This window comes from Paraburkholderia sp. MM5482-R2 (assembly GCF_050436125.1).
Classification (GTDB): domain Bacteria; phylum Pseudomonadota; class Gammaproteobacteria; order Burkholderiales; family Burkholderiaceae; genus Paraburkholderia; species Paraburkholderia tuberum.
This window is the reverse complement of sequence record NZ_JBNDLP010000002.1, coordinates 3,485,884-3,506,068: the sequence shown is the minus strand read 5'-3', so window position 1 is coordinate 3,506,068 and position 20,185 is coordinate 3,485,884. Positions and strand designations below refer to the sequence as shown.

General features: G+C 61.2%; 23 protein-coding genes and 3 tRNA genes. 11 read left to right on the top strand and 15 right to left on the bottom strand.

The window, feature by feature from the left end:
- Positions 1-43: 43 nt before the first annotated feature.
- The 6 genes from OKW37_RS18970 to rph form a co-directional block, all read right to left on the bottom strand.
- Positions 44-463: a DUF4279 domain-containing protein gene (locus OKW37_RS18970; RefSeq protein ID WP_090801462.1), complete on the bottom strand. Its 420-nt coding sequence runs from the start codon at positions 461-463 to the stop codon at positions 44-46.
- An 11-nt stretch (positions 464-474) separates the two neighbouring features.
- Positions 475-1,251, bottom strand: coding sequence for a hypothetical protein (locus OKW37_RS18965; protein ID WP_429404748.1), 777 nt, complete (start codon positions 1,249-1,251; stop codon positions 475-477).
- Positions 1,252-1,538: 287 nt separating this feature from the next.
- Positions 1,539-1,628, bottom strand: a tRNA-Ser gene (locus OKW37_RS18960).
- Between the two features lie 54 nt (positions 1,629-1,682).
- Positions 1,683-2,912, bottom strand: coding sequence for a radical SAM family heme chaperone HemW (gene hemW / locus OKW37_RS18955; protein WP_429404750.1), 1,230 nt, complete (start codon positions 2,910-2,912; stop codon positions 1,683-1,685).
- Positions 2,909-3,571: an RdgB/HAM1 family non-canonical purine NTP pyrophosphatase gene (gene rdgB, locus OKW37_RS18950; protein ID WP_184058066.1), complete on the bottom strand. Its 663-nt coding sequence runs from the start codon at positions 3,569-3,571 to the stop codon at positions 2,909-2,911. Before rdgB ends, hemW begins: the two co-directional genes overlap by 4 nt.
- Positions 3,568-4,305, bottom strand: a complete 738-nt coding sequence (gene rph, locus OKW37_RS18945) for a ribonuclease PH (RefSeq protein WP_090801456.1) — start codon at positions 4,303-4,305, stop codon at positions 3,568-3,570. Before rph ends, rdgB begins: the two co-directional genes overlap by 4 nt.
- A 210-nt stretch (positions 4,306-4,515) precedes the next feature.
- Here rph and OKW37_RS18940 point away from each other — a divergent pair, with 210 nt between their 5' ends.
- The 5 genes from OKW37_RS18940 (at position 4,516) to OKW37_RS18920 (ending at position 9,476) form a co-directional block, all read left to right on the top strand.
- A complete protein-coding gene (locus tag OKW37_RS18940; RefSeq protein WP_090801455.1) occupies positions 4,516-5,439 on the top strand; it encodes a YicC/YloC family endoribonuclease in 924 nt (307 codons plus the stop codon).
- 19 nt (positions 5,440-5,458) lie between these two features.
- The gene (gene gmk / locus OKW37_RS18935) at positions 5,459-6,142 is read left to right on the top strand and encodes a guanylate kinase (RefSeq protein WP_090801453.1); all 684 of its coding nucleotides are present in this window, start codon (positions 5,459-5,461) and stop codon (positions 6,140-6,142) included.
- 60 nt (positions 6,143-6,202) lie between these two features.
- Positions 6,203-6,406 (top strand): DNA-directed RNA polymerase subunit omega, encoded by a 204-nt coding sequence (gene rpoZ / locus OKW37_RS18930; RefSeq protein ID WP_008921215.1) that lies wholly within the window; start codon positions 6,203-6,205, stop codon positions 6,404-6,406.
- Between the two features lie 98 nt (positions 6,407-6,504).
- Entirely contained in the window at positions 6,505-8,865 is a 2,361-nt protein-coding gene (locus tag OKW37_RS18925) for a RelA/SpoT family protein (RefSeq protein ID WP_184023294.1), read from the top strand.
- A gap of 125 nt (positions 8,866-8,990) precedes the next feature.
- Positions 8,991-9,476 (top strand): phage protein NinX family protein, encoded by a 486-nt coding sequence (locus OKW37_RS18920; protein WP_429404753.1) that lies wholly within the window; start codon positions 8,991-8,993, stop codon positions 9,474-9,476.
- A gap of 77 nt (positions 9,477-9,553) precedes the next feature.
- Here the strand turns inward: OKW37_RS18920 and OKW37_RS18915 are convergent.
- Together OKW37_RS18915 and OKW37_RS18910 are read right to left on the bottom strand one after the other, a co-directional pair.
- Positions 9,554-9,630 (bottom strand) — tRNA-Arg (locus OKW37_RS18915).
- Between the two features lie 73 nt (positions 9,631-9,703).
- A tRNA-Arg gene (locus OKW37_RS18910) sits at positions 9,704-9,780 on the bottom strand.
- Positions 9,781-9,903: 123 nt separating this feature from the next.
- Between OKW37_RS18910 and greB the strand changes: the two genes are divergently transcribed.
- Positions 9,904-10,473, top strand: coding sequence for a transcription elongation factor GreB (gene greB / locus OKW37_RS18905; protein ID WP_429335170.1), 570 nt, complete (start codon positions 9,904-9,906; stop codon positions 10,471-10,473).
- Positions 10,474-10,607: 134 nt separating this feature from the next.
- On the opposite strand, the gene OKW37_RS18900 is transcribed toward greB, so the two are convergent.
- Complete coding sequence (locus OKW37_RS18900) at positions 10,608-11,777, bottom strand: porin (RefSeq protein WP_090801447.1); 1,170 nt, start codon at positions 11,775-11,777, stop codon at positions 10,608-10,610.
- Between the two features lie 525 nt (positions 11,778-12,302).
- The gene (locus OKW37_RS18895) at positions 12,303-12,551 is read right to left on the bottom strand and encodes a hypothetical protein (protein WP_184058062.1); all 249 of its coding nucleotides are present in this window, start codon (positions 12,549-12,551) and stop codon (positions 12,303-12,305) included.
- Between the two features lie 390 nt (positions 12,552-12,941).
- Here OKW37_RS18895 and OKW37_RS18890 point away from each other — a divergent pair, with 390 nt between their 5' ends.
- On the top strand, positions 12,942-13,145 hold the full coding sequence (locus OKW37_RS18890) for a cold-shock protein (protein WP_018421456.1): 204 nt from the start codon (positions 12,942-12,944) through the stop codon (positions 13,143-13,145).
- A 332-nt stretch (positions 13,146-13,477) separates the two neighbouring features.
- The gene (locus OKW37_RS18885) at positions 13,478-14,623 is read left to right on the top strand and encodes an exonuclease domain-containing protein (RefSeq protein ID WP_429404755.1); all 1,146 of its coding nucleotides are present in this window, start codon (positions 13,478-13,480) and stop codon (positions 14,621-14,623) included.
- Positions 14,624-14,661: 38 nt separating this feature from the next.
- Here the strand turns inward: OKW37_RS18885 and OKW37_RS18880 are convergent, their stop codons facing one another.
- Both OKW37_RS18880 and OKW37_RS18875 read right to left on the bottom strand, forming a co-directional pair.
- The gene (locus OKW37_RS18880) at positions 14,662-15,258 is read right to left on the bottom strand and encodes a chorismate mutase (protein WP_184023301.1); all 597 of its coding nucleotides are present in this window, start codon (positions 15,256-15,258) and stop codon (positions 14,662-14,664) included.
- Between the two features lie 276 nt (positions 15,259-15,534).
- Entirely contained in the window at positions 15,535-15,684 is a 150-nt protein-coding gene (locus tag OKW37_RS18875; RefSeq protein WP_018421453.1) for a hypothetical protein, read from the bottom strand.
- A 665-nt stretch (positions 15,685-16,349) separates the two neighbouring features.
- On the opposite strand from OKW37_RS18875, the gene OKW37_RS18870 reads away from it, so the two are divergent.
- Entirely contained in the window at positions 16,350-16,601 is a 252-nt protein-coding gene (locus OKW37_RS18870) for a hypothetical protein (protein WP_429404757.1), read from the top strand.
- Between the two features lie 633 nt (positions 16,602-17,234).
- A complete protein-coding gene (locus tag OKW37_RS18865; protein WP_184058056.1) occupies positions 17,235-17,795 on the top strand; it encodes a hypothetical protein in 561 nt (186 codons plus the stop codon).
- 548 nt (positions 17,796-18,343) lie between these two features.
- Here the strand turns inward: OKW37_RS18865 and OKW37_RS18860 are convergent.
- The 3 genes from OKW37_RS18860 to OKW37_RS18850 all read right to left on the bottom strand — a co-directional run bounded on the left by OKW37_RS18860 (position 18,344) and on the right by OKW37_RS18850 (position 19,567).
- A complete protein-coding gene (locus tag OKW37_RS18860; protein ID WP_184058055.1) occupies positions 18,344-18,802 on the bottom strand; it encodes a hypothetical protein in 459 nt (152 codons plus the stop codon).
- Positions 18,803-18,946: 144 nt separating this feature from the next.
- Positions 18,947-19,288, bottom strand: coding sequence for a hypothetical protein (locus tag OKW37_RS18855; protein WP_429404759.1), 342 nt, complete (start codon positions 19,286-19,288; stop codon positions 18,947-18,949).
- Positions 19,289-19,291: 3 nt separating this feature from the next.
- The gene (locus OKW37_RS18850; RefSeq protein WP_429404761.1) at positions 19,292-19,567 is read right to left on the bottom strand and encodes a hypothetical protein; all 276 of its coding nucleotides are present in this window, start codon (positions 19,565-19,567) and stop codon (positions 19,292-19,294) included.
- A 6-nt stretch (positions 19,568-19,573) separates the two neighbouring features.
- On the opposite strand from OKW37_RS18850, the gene OKW37_RS18845 reads away from it, so the two are divergent.
- Positions 19,574-20,173, top strand: coding sequence for a DedA family protein (locus OKW37_RS18845; protein WP_260321038.1), 600 nt, complete (start codon positions 19,574-19,576; stop codon positions 20,171-20,173).
- Positions 20,174-20,185: the final 12 nt, after the last annotated feature.

Genomic DNA, 20,185 nt, shown 5'->3' with positions numbered 1-20,185 from the left:
AAAGCCAATTCCCGAGCATCGGCTTGTGCATTCGAGCGAGGCTCTATCGATATTCATCGATCTCGACCGTGCCGCCCATGGCTTCCATCATGGTGCGAATATCGTCGGGCACGTCAGGCACGCGGTCGCCGCTCTCGTTGTCCCAATAGCAGAAGAAGCGCATCTGCGCGCAAGTGCGCTCGATGAGTTCTCGCAAATCGGCACGGGGTAGCCCGAGGTGGCCCACCAGATAGCGAAGATGAGGCGTCAGATCGTCGCTCATTATTGCCTCCGCGCTCGAAACGATCCATGTGCCTTGCCGCCAAGGAATGCTGCTCATCATGCCGGACGGCATTAACCTGGGCTGCCCTTTGGCTCCCGCGCGAGATGGTGATACGCCAAAATAGTTCGTCCAGAATTCGGGCGGCTCGGTGTCCTGATAGATCGTGAACGCTGCGTGGGCGAGTTTGTGTTCGGGTGCCATCTCTGTTTCTCTCAGGGTGCCCAGCTATGCATGTTGTCGATGATCGCGCCTCTGAACTCGACATTCCCATCGTCGTGCCAAATAACGTTGTCGTCCCCGCGCATTCGATTGTCTTCTTTCATCATATGGATCATCCTGCCGAAGGTCTTGCGGTCATACCCCAGCATCTTCGCCGCGTAGTTTGGGTTGTTCGTGCTCTCGGCGAGTTCAACCACATCGCTGCTCAACGCATCAGGCACATACTCAAACGGCTGCGCGTCGCCGAGCAGCGTTGATGAGCCTCTATCGCCAGCCCTGGCTGCCCGCGCAGCGTTCAACCGGGTTTGCCAGGTGGCCGGATCATACTGGACGGACAAAATGGGTTCGCCGTCCGGGTGACTGCCTGTCCTCGCTATGGGATTCATTAACGGCGTGCTGCTGTACGGTGACGGAAACAGGCCATTACGCGGACCTTTAACGGCAAGCAGTTTGCCCCGGCGAATCTCTTCGAGAAGAGCAACGATCACCCACCAGCCATCGGTATCAGGGTTGCGGTCCCGTACATCATGAAAAAACAGCCAGTGACTGCCAATGAGATTCCTAATCAGTTTCCGGTCCTCCTCCCACTTCCTGCGATTCAGTGCGGCGATAGCAAGAAATTCCCGGGTCTCCGCCCTGGCCCTCTGAAGGTCTGCGGCCTTGCCGAGGCACGCCTTATAGTGCCATTCGTCGCAGATGACATAACAGGCACCCGGTGGCCGCTGGCAGAACAGCTCCACGGAGTGCATTTCAAATACGGACAGGGACATGGGTGTGTCGATGGTCTATCTGAAGTCGCTGCCGGAGTTGACAGCAGTCAGATAATTACTGTGCGACAGGCAGTCCGTACATGGGCGACCGCCCAAAATCTCGACGGCTCTCGACGAAACGGAAAAAAGCGCCCGCACGAACATTGCGGCTTTTCGCGCCCGTAGCGCGGATGTTCGCGGGCAGCGACCGTACCGCTGGTCTATCAGAGCGGAGAACTGCTCCACCTCGGGCCAGAAAAACAAAAACCCCGTAAGTCACTGAACTTACGGGGTTTTTCTTGAAAGCCTGGCGGAGGCGGTGAGATTCGAACTCACGGAAGGATTGCTCCTTCGCCGGTTTTCAAGACCGGTGCCTTAAACCACTCGGCCACACCTCCAAGCCGCAAATTGTAACCTGAAAAGACCTCGTTGCAAGTCCGGCCGACCCGCCATCACTGCGGATCTTTCAGAAACAGCGCCTGCAGGTCGTTCAGGAACGCCTGCCCAAGCGGCGTCGGCGCGATCCGTTCGTGGTCGCGTGTGATCAGTTTGCGCCGTTCCGCTTCCTGCAACGCCGGCTCGATCGTAGTGATCGACAGACCCGTGCGTTCGATGAACCGATGCACCGGGAATCCTTCCACCAGGCGCAGCGCATTCAGCATGAACTCGAACGGCAGATCGTGCGGCCCCACCCCATGCTCCTCCTGCACGCTTGCCCCGGCCTTGGCCTGCTCGATGAAAGTGGTCGGATGCTTATAGCGCGCCTGGCGCACGATGCGATTAGGAAACGACAGCTTCGTATGCGCGCCCGCGCCGATGCCGAGATAGTCGCCGAAGCGCCAGTAGTTCAGATTGTGTTTGCTCTGCCGATGCGGCTGCGCATACGCGGACACCTCGTAGCGCCCGTAGCCGGCCTCGGCGGTGCGTTGATGAATCCAGTCCTGCATGTCTGCGGACGCGTCGTCGTCGGGCAACGCGGGCGGAAACCTGGCGAATAGCGTGTTCGGTTCGAGCGTCAGGTGATACAGCGACAGATGCGGCGGGGCAAACGACAACGCCGTTTCCACGTCGGCCTGACATTCGGCGAGCGTTTGCCTGGGCAGTGCGAACATCAGGTCGAGGTTGAAGTTGTCGAACGTGGTCGCGGCGACTTCGACCGCGTGGCGTGCCTGCGCCGCGTCGTGAATGCGGCCGAGCGCCTTCAGATGCGTTTCGTTGAAACTCTGGATGCCCACCGACAGCCGGTTCACGCCGCTCGCGCGAAACTGCGCGAACTTGTCGGCTTCGAACGTGCCGGGGTTCGCTTCGAGCGTGATTTCCGCGTCGGCATCGAGCGGCAGCAGCGCGCGAATATCCGACAGCATGCGATCGAGCCCCGCCGCCGACAGCAAACTAGGCGTGCCGCCGCCGATGAACACCGTATGCACCTGGCGGCCCCAGATCAGTGGCAAGGCCATTTCCAGGTCGGCGCGCAACGCGTCGAGGTAGTCGTTCTCCGGGAACGTCTCGCCTTTCCACTCGTGCGAATTGAAGTCGCAGTAGGGGCACTTGCGCACGCACCACGGGAAATGCACGTACAGCGCAAGTGGCGGCAGCGACGTCAAACGGATGCTGCCCGGCGACGTGAACGCACTGACGACACCCTTGCCGATGTCCGCTGGCGTCGATCGGATCGGAATCACGCTTCCTCCGACAGACGCGCGAGCAGTTGCCGCAGCGCGATCGCGCGATGGCTGCTCGCGTTCTTGACCGCCGGCTCGAGTTCGGCGGCGCTCGCGTTCAGCGACGGCAGATAGAAGTACGGGTCGTAACCGAAGCCATGCTCGCCGCGCGGCGCGTCCAGGATTTCGCCATGCCAGCGGCCTTCGGCGATCAGCGGTTCGGGATCGTCCGCGTGACGCACGAGTGCGAGCACACAGTAGTAATAGCCGCGGCGGTCGCTCACGTCCCGCAGTTCGTCGACGAGGCGCGCGTTGTTCGCCGCGTCGCTTTTCTCGCCGCCGGCGAGTTGCGCGAAGCGGGCCGAGTAGACGCCCGGCGCGCCGCGCAGCGCGCGCACGCAAAGGCCCGAGTCGTCGGCGAGCGCGGGCAGGCCGGTGAGCCGCGCGGCGTGACGGGCCTTCGTCAGCGCGTTTTCGACGAAGGTGGGATGCGGTTCTTCCGCTTCCGGCACGTTGAGCTCGCCTTGCGCGATCAACTCGATGCCGGCCGCGCCGAGCAGCGCCGCAAATTCGCGCAGCTTGCCCGCGTTGTTCGACGCGAGCACGACCTTTTTCAGTGGCATTGCCGACGTTACGCCGTGAGCATTGTTCCCGCCACTGTCCTGACGAACCTCATTCACTGCTGCACTCCCAGCGCCTCTTTCTGCTTCGCGATCAGCGTGCTGATGCCGTCGCTCGCGAGATCGAGCAGCGCATTCATTTCTTCGCGCGAGAACGGCACGCCTTCCGCGGTGCCCTGAATTTCGACGAAGCCGCCCGCCCCCGTCATTACGACGTTCATGTCGGTGTCGCACTGCGAGTCTTCGTCGTAGTCGAGGTCGAGCACGGGCACGCCGTCGTACACGCCGACCGAAATCGCGGCGACGTAATCCAGGATCGGCGAGCTTTCGATGCGGCCCGTGGCAAGCAATCTGGCGACCGCATCATGCGCGGCGACGAACGCGCCGGTGATGCTCGCGGTGCGTGTGCCGCCATCGGCCTGGATCACGTCGCAGTCGAGATTGAGCGTGCGCGCGCCGAGCTTCTCGAGATCGAACACCGAGCGCAGCGCGCGGCCGATCAGCCGCTGGATTTCCTGGGTGCGGCCGGTTTGTTTGCCGCGCGCGGCTTCACGGTCGCTGCGGGTATGCGTGGCGCGCGGCAGCATGCCGTATTCGGCGGTGAGCCAGCCCTGGCCGCGATCGCGCAGAAACGGCGGTACGCTCTCGCTGACGCTCGCGGTGCAGATCACCTTGGTGTCGCCGAATTCGACCAGCACCGAGCCCTCCGCATGCTTCGTGTAGTGACGCGTGATGCGCACGTCGCGCAACTGGTGGGGCTGGCGGCCGCTGGGGCGTTGGGTGTCGTTGCTCATGTCGGAATGGGTCGGGATGGGTCGGGATGGGCTGGAGGAGGGCGGAGGAAAAACCCTAATTTTACCGCCGATCGGATAGGGCGGTTGCCCATACGGATGGCTGCAACAAAAATGGGATAATGCCGATTCCCCGCCCCGCGTCTCGTACACGCCGGGCGATCCGCTTCTCAGGCCATCGTCTACCGCATGGCCGCAATCGCGAGAAATACGATGATCTACAGCATGACTGGCTATGCGAGCGCCACGCGCGAACTCGTGGCAGCCTCGGGCACGGGTGGCGTCAGCGTGTCGGTCGAATTGCGCACGGTGAACTCGCGCTTTCTCGATCTGAACTTCCGCATGCCGGAAGACGTGCGCGTCGTCGAACCGACGCTGCGCGAGATGCTGATGAACAAGCTGTCGCGCGGCAAGGTCGACATTCGCGTGAATCTGCAGCGCAGCGAGCAGTCGGCGAACGCGGGCGCGATCAACCGCGACGCGCTCGCGCAACTCGCGCAACTGGAACGCACGGTGCTCGGCACGTTTCCTGAAGCCGGCCGTCTGCGCACCGGCGAAATTCTGCGCTGGCCGGGCGTGCTCGCCGAAAGCGGCATCGCGCCCGAGACGCTGCGCGAAGCGGTGCTCGGATGCGGCAAGCAGGCGATCGCGGACCTGATCGACGTGCGCGCGCGCGAAGGCGCGCAACTCGCGACGATGCTGCTCGCCAACGTCACCGAAATGGAGACGATCGTCGTGAAGATCACCCCGCTCGTGCCCGAGCTGATTGCGCGACATCAGCAGAAAATCGTCGAGCGTCTGCAGGAAGCGCTCGGCATCGCCGCGCCGGATGCGGCCGTGACGATCGTGTCGCGCGAAGAGATCAACGAGCGGATTCGCCAGGAAGTGACGATGTACGGCATTCGCATCGACATCGCCGAAGAGCTGTCGCGCCTCACCGCGCACCTGAACGAAACGCGTCACGTGATCGAGAAGGGCGGCAAGGTCGGCAAGCGGCTCGACTTCATGATGCAGGAGCTGAACCGCGAAGCGAACACGCTCGGTTCGAAGGCGGCGGCGAAGGAACTCGCGGATTCGTCGATGACGCTGAAGCTCTTGATCGAACAGATGCGCGAGCAGGTACAGAATCTCGAATAAGGCTGGAGCACCACACATCATGACCGACCACCATCCACGCGAAACCGGCGCGGCGCGCCATTCGTACGCCGGCGCTTATCCCGGCAACCTGTTCATGGTCGTCGCGCCGTCGGGCGCGGGCAAGTCGACGCTCGTGAACGCTTTGCTCGCGAGCGACGACGCGATCCGTCTGTCGATCTCCTACACGACGCGCCCGCCGCGTCCGAAGGAGCAGGACGGGGAGCACTATCACTTCACGAGCGTCGAAGATTTCATGCAGCGTCACGACGCGGGCGAGTTTCTCGAAAGCGCGGAAGTGCACGGCAACTATTACGGCACGTCGCGCGTGTGGATCGAGGAGCAGATGAAAAACGGCCATGACGTGCTGCTCGAAATCGACTGGCAGGGTGCGCAGCAGGTGAAGAAGCAATTCAACAACGCGGTGGAGATTTTCATTCTGCCGCCGTCGCTCGAAGCGCTCGAAGAGCGTCTGAAAAAGCGCGGCCAGGACGAGCCGAACGTAATCACGCGACGCTTGCTCGCGGCGGGCGGCGAGATCGCGCACGCGGCCGAAGCGGAGTACGTCGTGATCAACGAGAATTTCGATCGCGCGCTGGCGGAGTTGCAGTGCCTCGTCGGCGCGACGCGCTCGCGCTTCGCGTCGCAGTACGCGCGTCACACGCAGCTTTTCATGCAGCTCGGCATCCACCTGCCGCACGCGTGAGCGCGGCGTGGTGTCAAGCACATAAGGTAGAATAAGCAACATACTGAGAAGGAACCCAACATGGCCCGCATTACCGTCGAAGACTGCCTCAAACAGATCCCGAACCGTTTCGAACTCGCGCTTGCCGCAACCTATCGCGCGCGTCAGCTCGCTCAAGGCCACACGCCGAAAATCGAAAGCCGCGACAAGCCCACCGTCCTCGCGCTGCGTGAAATCGCATCGGGTCAGGTCGGCGTCGAAATGCTGAAGAAGGTGCCGGTCTAAGGCGCACGGATTTTCGTTTTCGACTTGCCGGTATTCGCCACACCGGATTGCTCAACGTGCAGAACTGCGTCCAACCCTGACCGCTACCGGAGGCGACCATGAGTGCTACCCCGCCCACCGCCACGGAAGCGGAGCACGACACCGACTCGCCGTCCTCTGCACGCAAGTACATCGACGCGGTCCTCGAGCAGTCGTTTCGCCATCTGTTCGGGCCGACCGCCACGCCGGAGCAGCCGCGCCGGCATGACGTCGTCTCCATCGCCAATCTGACGTCTGCGCTGTCCGGCTATCTGCAGCCGGAAGAGATCAAGGACATCAAGGCGGCGTTCCACTTCAGCGACGAAGCCCACCTCGGCCAGTATCGCCAGAGCGGCGAGCCCTACATCACGCATCCGGTCGCCGTCGCGGAAATCTGCGCGGGCTGGAATCTCGACGCCCAGGCGATCATGGCGGCGCTGCTGCACGACGTGATGGAAGACCAGGGCGTGACCAAGGCGGAGCTCGCCGAGCGCTTCGGCGCGAAGGTCGCGGAGCTGGTCGACGGGTTGTCCAAGCTGGACAAGATGGAGTTTCGCAATCGCGAGGAAGCGCAAGCGGAGAACTTCCGCAAGATGCTGCTCGCGATGGCGCGCGACGTGCGCGTGATCCTCGTGAAGCTCGCCGACCGGCTGCACAACATGCGCACGCTCGGCGCGGTGCCGTCGGAGAAACGTCGCCGTGTCGCGCGCGAAACGCTAGACATTTACGCGCCGATCGCTCACAGGCTCGGCCTGAATAATACCTATCGCGAGCTGCAGGACCTGAGTTTCGCGAACTTCAACCCGCACCGTTACGCGACACTCGAAAAAGCCGTGAAGGCGGCGCGCGGCAATCGTCGCGAGGTGGTCGGCAAGATTCTCGAATCGGTGCAGCGCGCGATTGCGGACGCGAAGCTCGACGCCGAAGTCACCGGTCGCGAGAAAACCATCTTCAGCATTTACAAGAAGATGCGCGACAAGCAGCTGTCGTTTTCGCAGGTGCTCGACGTGTATGGTTTTCGCGTGGTCGTCGAGAGCGCGCTCGAGTGTTATACCTGCATCGGCGCGTTGCATGCGCTTTTCAAGCCTGTTCCGGGCAAGTTCAAGGATTACATCGCGATCCCGAAGGTGAACGGCTATCAGTCGCTGCACACCACGCTCGTCGGCCCGTTCGGCGCACCGATCGAGTTTCAGGTGCGCACGCGCAAGATGCACGAGATCGCCGAGGCGGGCGTTGCCGCGCACTGGCTGTACAAGAACGGCAGCGCGGATCTGAACGACGTGCAGATGCGCGCACACCAGTGGCTGAAGTCGCTGCTCGACATTCAGAGCGAAGCGGGCGATTCGAGCGAATTCCTCGAGCACGTGAAGATCGACCTGTTCCCGGATGCGGTCTACGTGTTCACGCCGAAGTCGAAGATCATGGCGCTGCCGCGCGGCGCCACCGCGCTCGACTTCGCGTACTCGATCCACAGCGACCTCGGCAACCAGTGCGTCGCGGTGAAGATCAACAACGAGCTGTTGCCGTTGCGTACCGAGCTGAAGAGCGGCGACATCGTCGAAGTCATCACGGCGCCGTATTCGAAGCCGAACCCCGCATGGCTTGGCTTCGTGCGCAGCGGCAAGGCGCGCTCGGCGATCCGTCATTATCTGAAGACGATGCGTCTGAACGAGTCGGTGCAGCTCGGCGAGCGTCTCGTCGATCAGGCGTTGAAGGGCTATGGCCTTGCGCTATCGGATGTGACGCCGGAGGCGTGGGAAAAGCTCGTGCAGTGGACGGGCAACAAGAACCGTCAGGAAATTTTCGCGGACATCGGTCTCGGCCGGCGGGTCGCCGCGGTGATGGCCAAGCGCATCGAAGTGCTGATGAGCGGGCGCGACGCCGACGACGACGGCTCGCGCTCCGAGTCCGGTTCGACGCCGCACGCGCCGCCGGTCGTCATCACCGGTACCGAGGGCATGTCGGTGCAACTGTCCGCGTGTTGCCGTCCGATTCCGGGCGACGACATCATGGGCTATATCGGCATCGGTCTCGGCATGGCGATTCATACCACCGACTGCCGCGTCGCGCAGCGTATCCACCGGCGCGATCCGGGCCGCTGGATCGACGTCGCGTGGGCACCGCAGCCGGGGCGGCTGTTCGATGTCGCGGTCAAGGTACTGGTCAAGAACACCAAGGGCGTGTTCGCCCGCGTAGCGGCCGACATCACATCGGCGGACGCGAACATCGTCCATATCGCGATGGACGAAGATCTGTCGCAGGAATCCACGATTCTGCGCTTCGTGATCCAGGTCAGCGACCGGGTGCATCTGGCCAATGTGATGCGGCGCGTGCGCACGAATCCCGATGTGATGCGCATCACGCGTGAGCGGCCGAGCGAAGAGGGGCATCACCGCCACGACGGCGGCATGCGCATCGACCGCGAGCGCGCGGACTACTGAACGGCTTCCGGCTGGGCGTCGGCGCAGCTTGGACTGGGGCGCTTCACGCCAGTCAGGCATCTTTCGTCCGGCGGCTCAGGATATAACTCAAGGCAGGTCTCACCTGAACTCCAGGGGGAACGCAGATGAACGTGTCCGACCTCGCTGACGTGGCGCTCGATTACTGGGTGGCGCGCAGCCTGCACGACTTCGTGCGCGAAATCTACTTTACCGATAGTGGCGAGACTGTTGCGATCCGCGGCAACGATCGTGGTCGTCCGTGGGACGGGCGTTTCACGCCTTCCGCATCATGGGAGGCGGCTGCCGTTGTGCTCGAGCGCGCGATGCGGATCGACGTGCGCGAGCAGAGCGATAAAGGCGCGGTATGCGTCGCTGAGTTCAAGGGCGGGCAGCGAGCCTCGGAGGGAATGGGCGACTCGCTGCGCATTGCTTTGCTGCGGGCGTTTGTCGTGAGCCGTTTCGGCGATACCGTCGACGACGTGCTGCGCGAGCGCCAGGCACTGACCGGCATGCGGACCGACACGATCAGCGAGCAAACGGTGGGCGGGGTCGTCGAGGACTTGCCGCACCCGGATGGGCAAATTGGGGATATCCAGTCGCCGCCGCGATGAGTTGCTGCTGGCGCACGGGCACGGCATGGTGCGCCAGAAAAAACAAAGGGCCTTCCGGTTGGAAGGCCCTTCACAGGTGGTGCGGCTGGCAGGATTCGAACCCACGACCCCTTGGTTCGTAGCCAAGTACTCTATCCAACTGAGCTACAGCCGCACGCAAAACGGTGATGCTTACTATAAAACTGATGAAACCTGAGAGCTCCCTGTAAGGGCGCTCTCGAATAAGGTGGCGCGGCTGGCAGGATTCGAACCCACGACCCCTTGGTTCGTAGCCAAGTACTCTATCCAACTGAGCTACAGCCGCACACAGAAACGAGATTATAGCCAACAGATTTGAAAAACGGAAGCCCATCACGGCGATTTGTGTCGCCGGCCCGATCGTGTAACCTTTTATGAGATTGTTGCTAGTTGCTGTTAACGGATGATTATGAACAAGGCCTTTGTCAAAGAGTCGAGCGAAGACAACGATGACGATCTCGACATCGCCCAGCCCGACGTGCCCGCAGGCACCAAAAACTACATGACTCCCGCCGGTCATCGGCGCATGCGTGATGAATTGCTGCATCTGATCGATGTCGAGCGGCCCGAGGTTGTCAAACTCGTGTCGTGGGCGGCGTCGAACGGCGACCGCTCGGAGAATGGCGACTACATCTACGGCAAACGCCGTCTGCGGGAAATCGACCGGCGCATCCGTTTTCTGACCAAGCGGCTCGATCTAGCCGAGGTCGTCGATAGCAGCCGGCAGGAAAACGTCGACCAGGTGTTTTTCGGCGCGAGGGTCGACTATGCGACCGAGGACGGCGAAGAGCATCAGGTGACGATCGTCGGTGTCGACGAGGTCGACCTGGACATCGGGCACGTAAGCTGGATTTCGCCCATTGCGCGTGCGCTGCTAAAGGCTAAAGTCGGCGATACGGTCACGCTGTTCACGCCGGCCGGTCCGCAGTCGATCGACATTCTCGACGTCAAGTATCCGTTGCCTGATAGCGGCCGCTAGGCCTCTGGCGAGGACCTGGGCTCACGTGCACGCACGCGGGCCTGCGCACAAAGCGGCAAAAACCCACGTCGGCACGGACATAAAAAAAGGCGCCGCGAACGGCGCCTTCTCTACTGCCAGTCCTTGCGCAGTGCTTAGAAGCGGTGACGCAGACCTGCGGTCACAGCGACTTGCTTGTTGTTGCCCGAAGCACCGCCCACGCCATTGATGTAGGCGTTAACGATCGAGTCTTCGTTTGCTGCCTGATACACGCCTTGCAGATACACGTCGGTACGCTTGGACAATGCGTACGCGGTTTGCAGGTTGACCTGGTTCCAGTGCACGTGCGAGCTCGACAGGTTGGCGCGGGTGTACGTGTACGCGCCAGCGATGCTGATTGCCGGCGTCAGCGCGTAACGGGCGTTGGCTTCAAAGTTCTGGAACTGAGCGCTGTTGGTCGGGAAGCCGATGCCGCTCGTTATGCCCGATGCGGCCGCGCTGATACCTGCCAAGCCATGCAGGTTCGTCTGCGAGTACACGAGGCCGACCGTTGCCGGGCCGAACGCGTAGTTGGCGCCTGCGCCCCACGTTTGCTGACGCTGAGCGAAGAACGTGTTGTCGCCCGACACCGCGCCACCCGAGTTGAACGCAGCGGCTGCGCTGTTCGCGCCATTGCTGTTCAGTTGCATGTACGCAGCGGCAACGTTCAGGCCGCCCCAGTTATACGACGCGCCCGCACTGTAAGCGCGGTTGTTGGCGAAGCCGGCAGCCTGGTTCGAGAAACCGTACAAGCCGCCAAACTTGAAGCCGCCGTAGTTCGCGCTCTGGAATTTGGCCGAATTGTTGATACGGAACGAGTTGTTCAAGTTGTCGTTGTCGAACGGGTGCGCGAACTGCGTGCCGCCGTACTGCGTGCCGGTCAGTGCCAGCGGGCCGACGTAGTCGACCATGCTGTCGTATTGACGGCCGAGGGTCACGGCACCGAACTGGTCGCTCGACAGACCGACGAAGGCCTGACGGCCGAACAGACGGCTGTTCTGCTTGAGCGTGCCGTCATTGATGCCGAAGCCATTCTCCAACGTGAAGATGGCCTTCAGACCGCCGCCCAGATCTTCAGCGCCACGCAGGCCGAAACGGCTGCCGTTCACCGAGCCGCTCGTCATCGCCACGTTGGCGCCGTGCTGGTTACTACTCGGATTCGGATGCTGGTTGTTCGTATAAGTGATTCCGGCGTCGATCAGGCCATACAGGGTGACGCTACTTTGCGCGTGCGCTGCCGTTACGAAAACGCCCGACAGGGCAGCGACCATGAGTGTCTTCTTCATTGATATAACTCCAAGAGCGAGAGAGATATAAAACCCTGGCTTAGGAGACCTTCACGCGAGCGCTGCGAGAAGCGGAATCCGCGTGAGAAGCGCGTTGACCAGATCCGCGCCGGTTTCCGATTAGGCAGAGTGTAGAGAGACACTTCCGGGAGTTGGCGTTCCGATTCGCGCAATAAAGTATTACGCGAGAAGAAACGATCGTTAATCGCCATTCGAGCCTTATGGATAAAGGCTTTGCGCCGACTGGGCGGATTCGGCGTCTGAATTTTCCTAAAGCGCGTTGCTGATTCGCGACACCGAACGATGCGGAAAAACAACGGGAAGAAATGCGGGAAAACGATTGTTGTTGTTGCGGCAATAGACGATTGTTAATTGTGTGAATAATCGAACTTGCATATGACCGCTATACTGTTATCTCTGCTTTCCGAAGCAGACTTTTTCGTTGACGAAAAAGATCTCCAAACCTTTGTCAGCGCGACCTTCCAGTCGCGCTTTTTTTATGGCGGACGAGTTTCGCGAATGTCTCTAATGAGCGGGCGCAGTACCTTCCACGTCGTCCCAGTCCGCCTGCGCGGGCACGCTCCAGTCTTCCATCACATAACGGCGCGCATCCATTGGCGAGGAGAGCAGGTTCTGCCAGTGGTCTCCGTGCCACATCGGATCGAAGTCGAAAACGGTGCGTGAATCCCCGATCTGTGCGGGCTGGTCTGATATGACCTTTGCGTGCGAATGAGTGAGCCAGGTGAAGAGACGGTGAATTTCCTTGGACAGCATGGCAACCTCCTGAAGCGCATCGCTACAACTGACTTGCATCATGCGAGTGAGGCGGCGCCGCAACAAGTCGGACAAACACTTACGCAAAGATAGACTTTGTTACATTCGTATTGCATATTTTCGCAAATTTTCCCGTTTGCGGACTCGGATTATTTTCGTTCAGGTAAATTTGACGCGCCGACCTATATCCGTGTAGTTTGAAGTCTTATCTTTTTATACGCTAAACGCATATGAAAAGTTTACTTGCGGTCATTCTCTGTTCCCCGTATAACGGCAAAGCCGAATTTGATTGGCTGTTTCTGTCTTGATCAGATATAGGCAATTGAATCGGGGTTGGATCGATTCAAGGGCAACGCCCGCTTTGGATAAATCACCGAGGGAAAACAGGAAATGGAAACTGGTGTCGTCAAATGGTTCAACGATGCTAAGGGTTTTGGCTTCATCACGTCGGATGTGGGTGGCGAGGATCTGTTCGCACACTTTTCGGAGATCCGCAGCGAGGGCTTCAAGTCGTTGAAGGAAAACCAGCGCGTGTCTTTTGAAGTCAAGACCAGCCCGAAGGGCAAGCAGGCGGCCAACATTCAGCCGCTGTAAATGCGCTGGGCTGGGCGCGCCGCCCGCGCAATCGGGAGCGAAAAACCCTCGCCGTCGCGCGAGGGTTTTAATTTTTATCTAGATGTCTCCCCAGGTCGGATCTTCGGTAACTGCGTGGTTCAACAATACGCATTATTGTCGGAAGATAATCCATCGAAACGAATTGACTACGTCAGGATTAATGGTCTGGTTTAAGCGTCTGCGGGATTTCAGCGCAAAATCGACGGTCCATGCCGACGCAGTTTCCAGCTGCGCACGCGGCGCTGTCTGGATGCGCAACGTCCAACTGGTGCATACTTGCCGCAAATTCATGCGCCCGAATCCCTTGTCCCATGTCTGAACTGCTTTCGCCGGAACCGGCACTCGATGCACCCATCGTTTTCGTAGATCTCGAAACGACCGGCGGCTCCACGAGCGAGCACCGCATTACTGAGGTTGGCGTCGTCGAAGTCGGGCTGGCCGGCGTCTCGCGCTGGAGCAGCCTGATCGACCCGCAGCAGCCGATTCCGTCGTTCATCCAACAGCTGACCGGCATCACGAACGACATGGTGCGCGGCGCACCGACGTTCGAGTCGATCGCGCCCGCGTTGTTCGAGCGTTTGAACGGCAAGCTGTTCGTCGCGCACAACGCGAGTTTCGATCGCGGATTTTTACGCAGCGAATTTCGTCGCGCGGGAATCGCGTTCGATCCGGACGTGCTGTGCACGGTGCGGCTGTCGCGCGCGCTGTTTCCCGGCGAAAAGCGCCACGGTCTCGATGCGCTGGTCGAACGCCATGCGCTGGTGCCGTCCGACCGCCACCGCGCGCTCGCCGACGCCGATCTGATCTGGCAGTTCTGGCAGCGTCTGCCGACGCTCGTGCCGCTGGAAGCGCTGCGCGCGCAGATCGAGCGCACGACGCGTCGCTACCGGCTCGCCGGCGACATCACCGAAGATTTGCTCGACACCGCGCCGGCTGGCTGTGGCGTGTATGCGTTTTATGGCGAAGACGATGCGCCGCTGTATGTCGGTCGCAGCGTGCGCGTGCGTCAGCGGCTGCGCTCGCATCTGACTGGCGAGCGGCGTTCGTCGAAGGATATGCGGCTAGCGCAGCTCGTGCGACGCGTCGAATGGCACGCGACTGGCGGCGAACTCGGCGCGATGCTCGCGGAGGCGCAGTGGATCGCAACGCTGCGGCCGGGCCACAACCGCTTGCCGCGCGTGACGAAGAGCGATCCCGCGAACGCGCCGTGGCCGTTCGAGGGGCCCATCGTGTTCGAGGAGCGTGAGGACGCGCAGGGTATCTTCCACGTGGTCGATCGCTGGCGCTACCTCGGGCACGCGCCCTCGCTCGTCGCGGCGGCGCAGCTGCATGCGTCGATGCTGGCTGGGTCGTTCGAACTCTCGACGTACCGTATCCTGCAAAGCCATCTGGCGCGAGGCCTGCGCGTGATGCCGTTGAGCGTGTCGCGCAGCCCTGAGTCGAGCATCGTCGCGTGACGCTTATGCGACGTGCGCGCGCCGTGGCGTTACCGGAATCAGCCGGTGGCGCCGACTCCGCCCGTTTCGCACACGTGACCTAGTGCGTGCGTCAACGCGCTCGAATGCGCAGAGTCATAGCGCGTCAGCGCCTTCCAGTTAGCCAGCGATTGCGCGACCCGCGACGGACAATCGTCCGCCGCGCGCAGCGGCTGCACGCGCGCCAGACTCGCCATCAACGACTGTGTCAGCTTGTCGAGCTGCGGTCGGGTGCTGGTTGCGAGATCGGGTGCGGGACCTTGCGGTGGCTGGGTGCGACGCCAGTTCGCGAAGAGCGCGTTCTGCACGTCTTTGCTCGCATCGATCTGATCCTGGAAGAACGCGCGGGCGAACGCCGGGTCGACGTTTGCCGCCGCGGCGCGCTTTTCCACCTCGGCGAGCAGCGCGTTTTCACGCGGCGTATCGGTGATCGGCTGGTGGTTCGCCCACTTCCAGCGTGCGACCGGTTCCGCGAGTGCAAGGCGCTGCGAAACCAGCGCGATCAGGCTCGTGAGCGCGGTGTCGTCACCGTCGGCGAGGGCGGGGGCGGGCGAGAAGGCGAAGGCGGCGGCGATGACGAGCGCGCATGACGCGCCGAAGCGATGCAAATGGTTCATGAGGTGGACGTGGCCGGGCGGCCGTTGACGGAAAACCAGAAGAATAAATGATGCGCCGCAACCTGCGAGCACCGGGTCGATTCACACGGATCGTCGGGGGAAGTGGGCGAGAGAAGGACGCGCGTACACGCTCGAGCCGCGTGGCCCAGTGCAACTGCTGTGCTCAGGCGAGCTGATCCAACGTCATGACGGAGATGTCGGACGCGTAATGAGGACGCGAGTATTCGCTGCGCGTGAAATCAACGAGCGCGAATGCTGCGCCGCGCCAAGGAACCGTTACTTCGGGTCGCACGACTTGCGTTGTTCGTCAAAGAAAGCGCGAACATGCTCGGGCAGCTCGGCTCCCAAAAACTCGACGGCCACAGGTTCCGGATCCGGGTAAAGAACTTTGTCCGGGGTCGGAATCTTCGGTGGTTTGGCATCCATGATCTTTCTCCTTTGCGAATCGATTATCGGCCTCGTTCCCTGCATCGCACCAGTGTCTGATGCGAGTCATACACACTCTGTTGCTTTAACGGCACAAGCCGACACACCAGCGGAAGGATTGAATAAAATTTATCGTCTGACTATTGCCTGCGTTTCGCGGTCTGCTTGATCCGCTTAATTGCCAGCGCGAAATCAACTCCTTCCCGCTCCTTCTGCCAGTCCCTCTGAGCCTTGCCCAGCGTAGGGTTTAGCACGACCGATCGATATTTTCGCCGCGCTGCATCTAACGTTGTCGCATGACTAAAACGTGACAAACTTGTGCATTGCCGCATCAACAGGTTTTTCGCTTTTCCTGAGCTGAACGTACGCAATTTGCCGATTGCATAACTTGCAGTCTAATTCTTTGTAAACGACCCATTCCCCATCGCGTTGACCGTGCAAAACACTATTTAAAGATTTGGTCGTTAATCAACTGACTGACAGGGGTTGGCAAACAGATTCCCGCATTGCTGTGACAAAAGGACCTCATTTGGTGACAAGTCATGCGCAGCGCACCGGGCCACCTATGATTGAAGCGACTACTGATGGCTCGACGTGCGCTGGCAGACGGACACGCGAGGCGCAGCGCGGATGATGACGTTGTTCATGTTCGGGGAGAGGTCGCGATGGAAAACGCTGTCTACTGGAACGGATGTCAGGTTGGCATCGAATGCGCTGGCAGGATCTTGTGGTTCGCGTCGGCACCCGCGCAAGCGATAGCGGCATACGGCGCGCCACGCCAGCAGCCGAGCGCACAGGCCGATACCGTCGTTGCGCGCAACCTCGCGATGCCACGGTCGTACGACCCGCTCCACGTTCCCGACCAGGCTGGCCATGCGTTGCGCCACGACGTCGCGCCGGACGCGGCGCAACGCTGACCGCAAACGGCTGTATCAGGCCCGAAGCGACTCGTCGGCGCACCCTCGAGACCTTACCGATCAGGTGGGGTGTTAGCGCACACACCGCGTTGCGGCGAACTTATACGATGCAATTGCCGTGCTGCCGTCGGCCTCTCACCCGTTGTCGGGTGAACCGGCAACCACACCCGCATCAGTCTGCAAACAGCCGATACCGAAGGCCGGCTGCGCGAGGAGGGTAGGCCTGTCTCGCAACCTCGTTGCGTCAACACTATTTGCCGCTGGGAGCCGCGCATCGCGTGGCCGCACCTCTTTTACCTGGCGCTGCGTCGTGCTCACTTGCGTGATCGCCGGGCAATTCAATGCGAAAGATCTACGGCCTGACTGGGCTGCGTGCATTCGCGGCGTTGCTCGCCGTCGTTCATCACTTTGCCGACAACGAAGGGGGCTGCCACCGGGCATTGTTCAACTCGTCGATAACTGGGCTTGGGGCGTTGACATCTTTTTCATGCTGCGCGGCTTCATCCTTGCCTATACGTATCTTCCTTCGCGAGCGACCGCGTTCGGCTGGGTCGACTATCGATCGTTTATCGTCAAGCGGTTTGCGCGCGTGTATCCGCTGTATCTGGTGACGTTTCTGGTGTTCGTCGGCCGATGTTTCGTCGCGAAGCGAACTGGAACTTCGTGTCGTGGTCGATCAGCGCCGAATGGTTCGCCGTTCTGTTTCTGTTTTCGCTGTGCGCGAGAGTGCTGAGCCGGCTGTCGCGCGTGACTTTCGGTGTGATCGTGCTGGTGTGCTGGCTGACGTTGTGCGTGTACTGCTTCCTCTATAACGACGGCGATGTCGGGCTGACCACGTTCGGTATGCTACGGATCGTGTTGCAGGCATGGCGCGGGACATCTGGGATGACTTTGCCCGACGAAATGGCGCTCCCAGAGTGCGATGCGAAACTACCCACCGAGGCTGGTGAACCGGCGAATCGGGATAACCGGCAAACGGCGGCGCAGCGGATAGCGGATGAGTTGTTCGAGCGCGATACCGCAAATGGTTGTCGTGACTCGCTCGCTGGCTATTCGCAACGGGTGGTAGAGGAAATGAACGAGCGCTGGCGGTGTTTCAACGCGTATTTGCGCACGAACTGGCCACTGCGCTCCGCGATGCCAATGCGGCGGTTTCGGCAAATCTCGTACGTGGGTCGCATATGCGTGCATTGATGCGTCGGACAGCGAAGCGCAGGACGGGGCGCGATGAGGCGCCTGAAATCTATTTCCACGTCACGCATACCATGCACTAGTACTTGCGTGGCCTCGCGCGAGCACGGAGAGGAACTTCTGGTTTCGGCCCAGTTTGGGTCGTTCAACAAACAAGAGTTGAGTCCTGATCTCATTGTCAACGAGCGAATCCGGCATCCATCAGCGGCTCTTTTAGCGGTCGCGGTTTAAGCGCGTACAGCACCGCATCTACAGCTCGTTCCCAGATGACCAGCGCGTTCCTCCTTGCCCGTCCGCTCAGGCGACGAAGTGTAGTTGAACGAGCCAGTTTCAGCGCTACGCCGGTTGAGCACCTTTCCTTACCGGCTTCACCTGAGTGGAGCGAAAGGCCTAGTCGCGAGTGGCGCGCTGGATTGCGCCATACCTATCAATGCGCGGATCTTTGCGGCAGGCCTTTCGGTGCGCTCAAGAATCGGTATAAGCGGATACCGCACCACTCCGAATACTCCACCAAATAAGTTGTGACTGGCTTGAATTCAACCGGCCTTAACTCACGATGCACCACTGGCAGCGAGCTTGACAAATAGTCTGGCTGCTTCGTTGCCATGGGACAAAGCGCGCAGTGCAAGGGAGAGCGCTAGCTGTGCGTCGTGGGAGGCCGCGCTACGATCCTGATCGAAGAGCTTGACGGCGTGGCGCATATGCTGCGCCGCCTGCATGTGAAGCTCCACGGCCGCCGCATGATGTTTTGCCACGTCCGCGGCACTTGCGGCTGAGCCTGTCGATGGAGGCGTTATTGATGGCGTATTGGCGCTGTGCGCGCCAGCGTCGTGTGCCTGATCGATCGCATGCAACGTGTGGCCATGGGCCATCATCGCCTGATGTGCGGCGTGGGCAAAGTCTTGACCGTCATCGAAATGCCGCGACGCCTCGCGGTGATGTCGCGCGGCCTGCTCGTGGTGCGACGCCGCGGCTTCGAGATGACCTTTCTTGCTGTGCTTCGTGTTCATGCCGGCTCCTGTGCAACTTCAGGACTGGTTCGGATGGCGACCGATTCGAAGACACAGTGGCAGGTCGCAACAAGATCCTAATCTACACGCCCTTGCGCCTTCTGTGGCATTTGCGTCTCGCGGAGAATCGTCGCGCTGTGGCGATCACCGCGCGGTCAGCATCCGGAGGATTTTCTGCACGATGCGCTCATGCTGCTCCAGCGCCTCATCGAGCGTACTTGCTCCATAGCTCGTGTTGTCTCGCGCTTCCAATCCGGCGATGCGCGTCACGAATAGCGAAACCTGCCCGGTTTTCGGTTCGGACACACCGCGGAAGCGGGTCGTGACCGTCACGCCGGATTCGTCCAGCAGCGTGCGGCGGAAGACCAGTTCGTTCTCAGTCATCCAGCGCGACCACTCGCCGCGGTCGAACACCTCGACAGGCCTGCTCTTCGCATCGAGGACATAGAAGCGTTTCCAGCTCGACGGGACGGAGCGTGCTTTCATATTTCAATGCGAAGGCGTGAGCAGGAAGCCGATCGCCTCCCGCCACGAGGTTTCGTCGACGCGGCCCATCCAGTCGTTATGTTCAGCCGCCTTCACCACCATCAGTTGTCTCGGTTCGGCCAGCGAGTTGTAGAGCGCTTCGCCGAAGCGCGGGACTGCTGCGCGCTTGCCGCTATACTTCCCCCTCCACCAACGGACACGTAGCCGGCACGCATGGCCACGTTCGTGCAATTCGTCTTGCAACTGGACCAGGACCTCGAAGCGCTGCTGGTCCGGCATGGGCCGTTGGCCTACGCAATCCTCGGGGCGATCGTCTTCTGCAGTGTCGGCGTACTGCCGCTCGTCATTCTGCCCGCGGACATGCTCCTGTTCCTGTCCGGCGCGCTCGCTGCCGTCGGCGTGCTGCAGCCTGTGTGGCTGGCGCCGTTGCTGGTCGCGGCCGCGGTTGCAGGAAAAGTGTTCAACTATGCGCTGGCACGTGCCGTCGCGTCGGTATGGAACCCGAAGCGCAGCGGCTGGATCGACAAGGTGACTGCGCGAACGCGCGCGCTCTACGTACGTCACGGCGCCGCGCTGCTGCTGTACTCTCCGTTCATCGCAATCGTCCGGGCGGTCGCGCCCGCGCTCGCCGGCGCGACGAAGATGCCGTTTCGCCGCTTTGTGCGCTTCGCGACCGGCGGCGCGGTGATCTGGATATGCTCACTTGCGGGTCCCGGGTATTTTTTCGGCAACGTGCCGTGGGTCCGCTCGCACCTGCCGGCTGCGATGGCGATCGTGATCGGCGCGGGTGTCGTCGCGCTCGTCGTCAGCCTGCTGTGGCGAGGACGGCGCAAGCGCCGCACCGCCGACCCGACGCTACCCGACGAAAAGTCCCCCTGCGACTGACGCGGCGGCCCA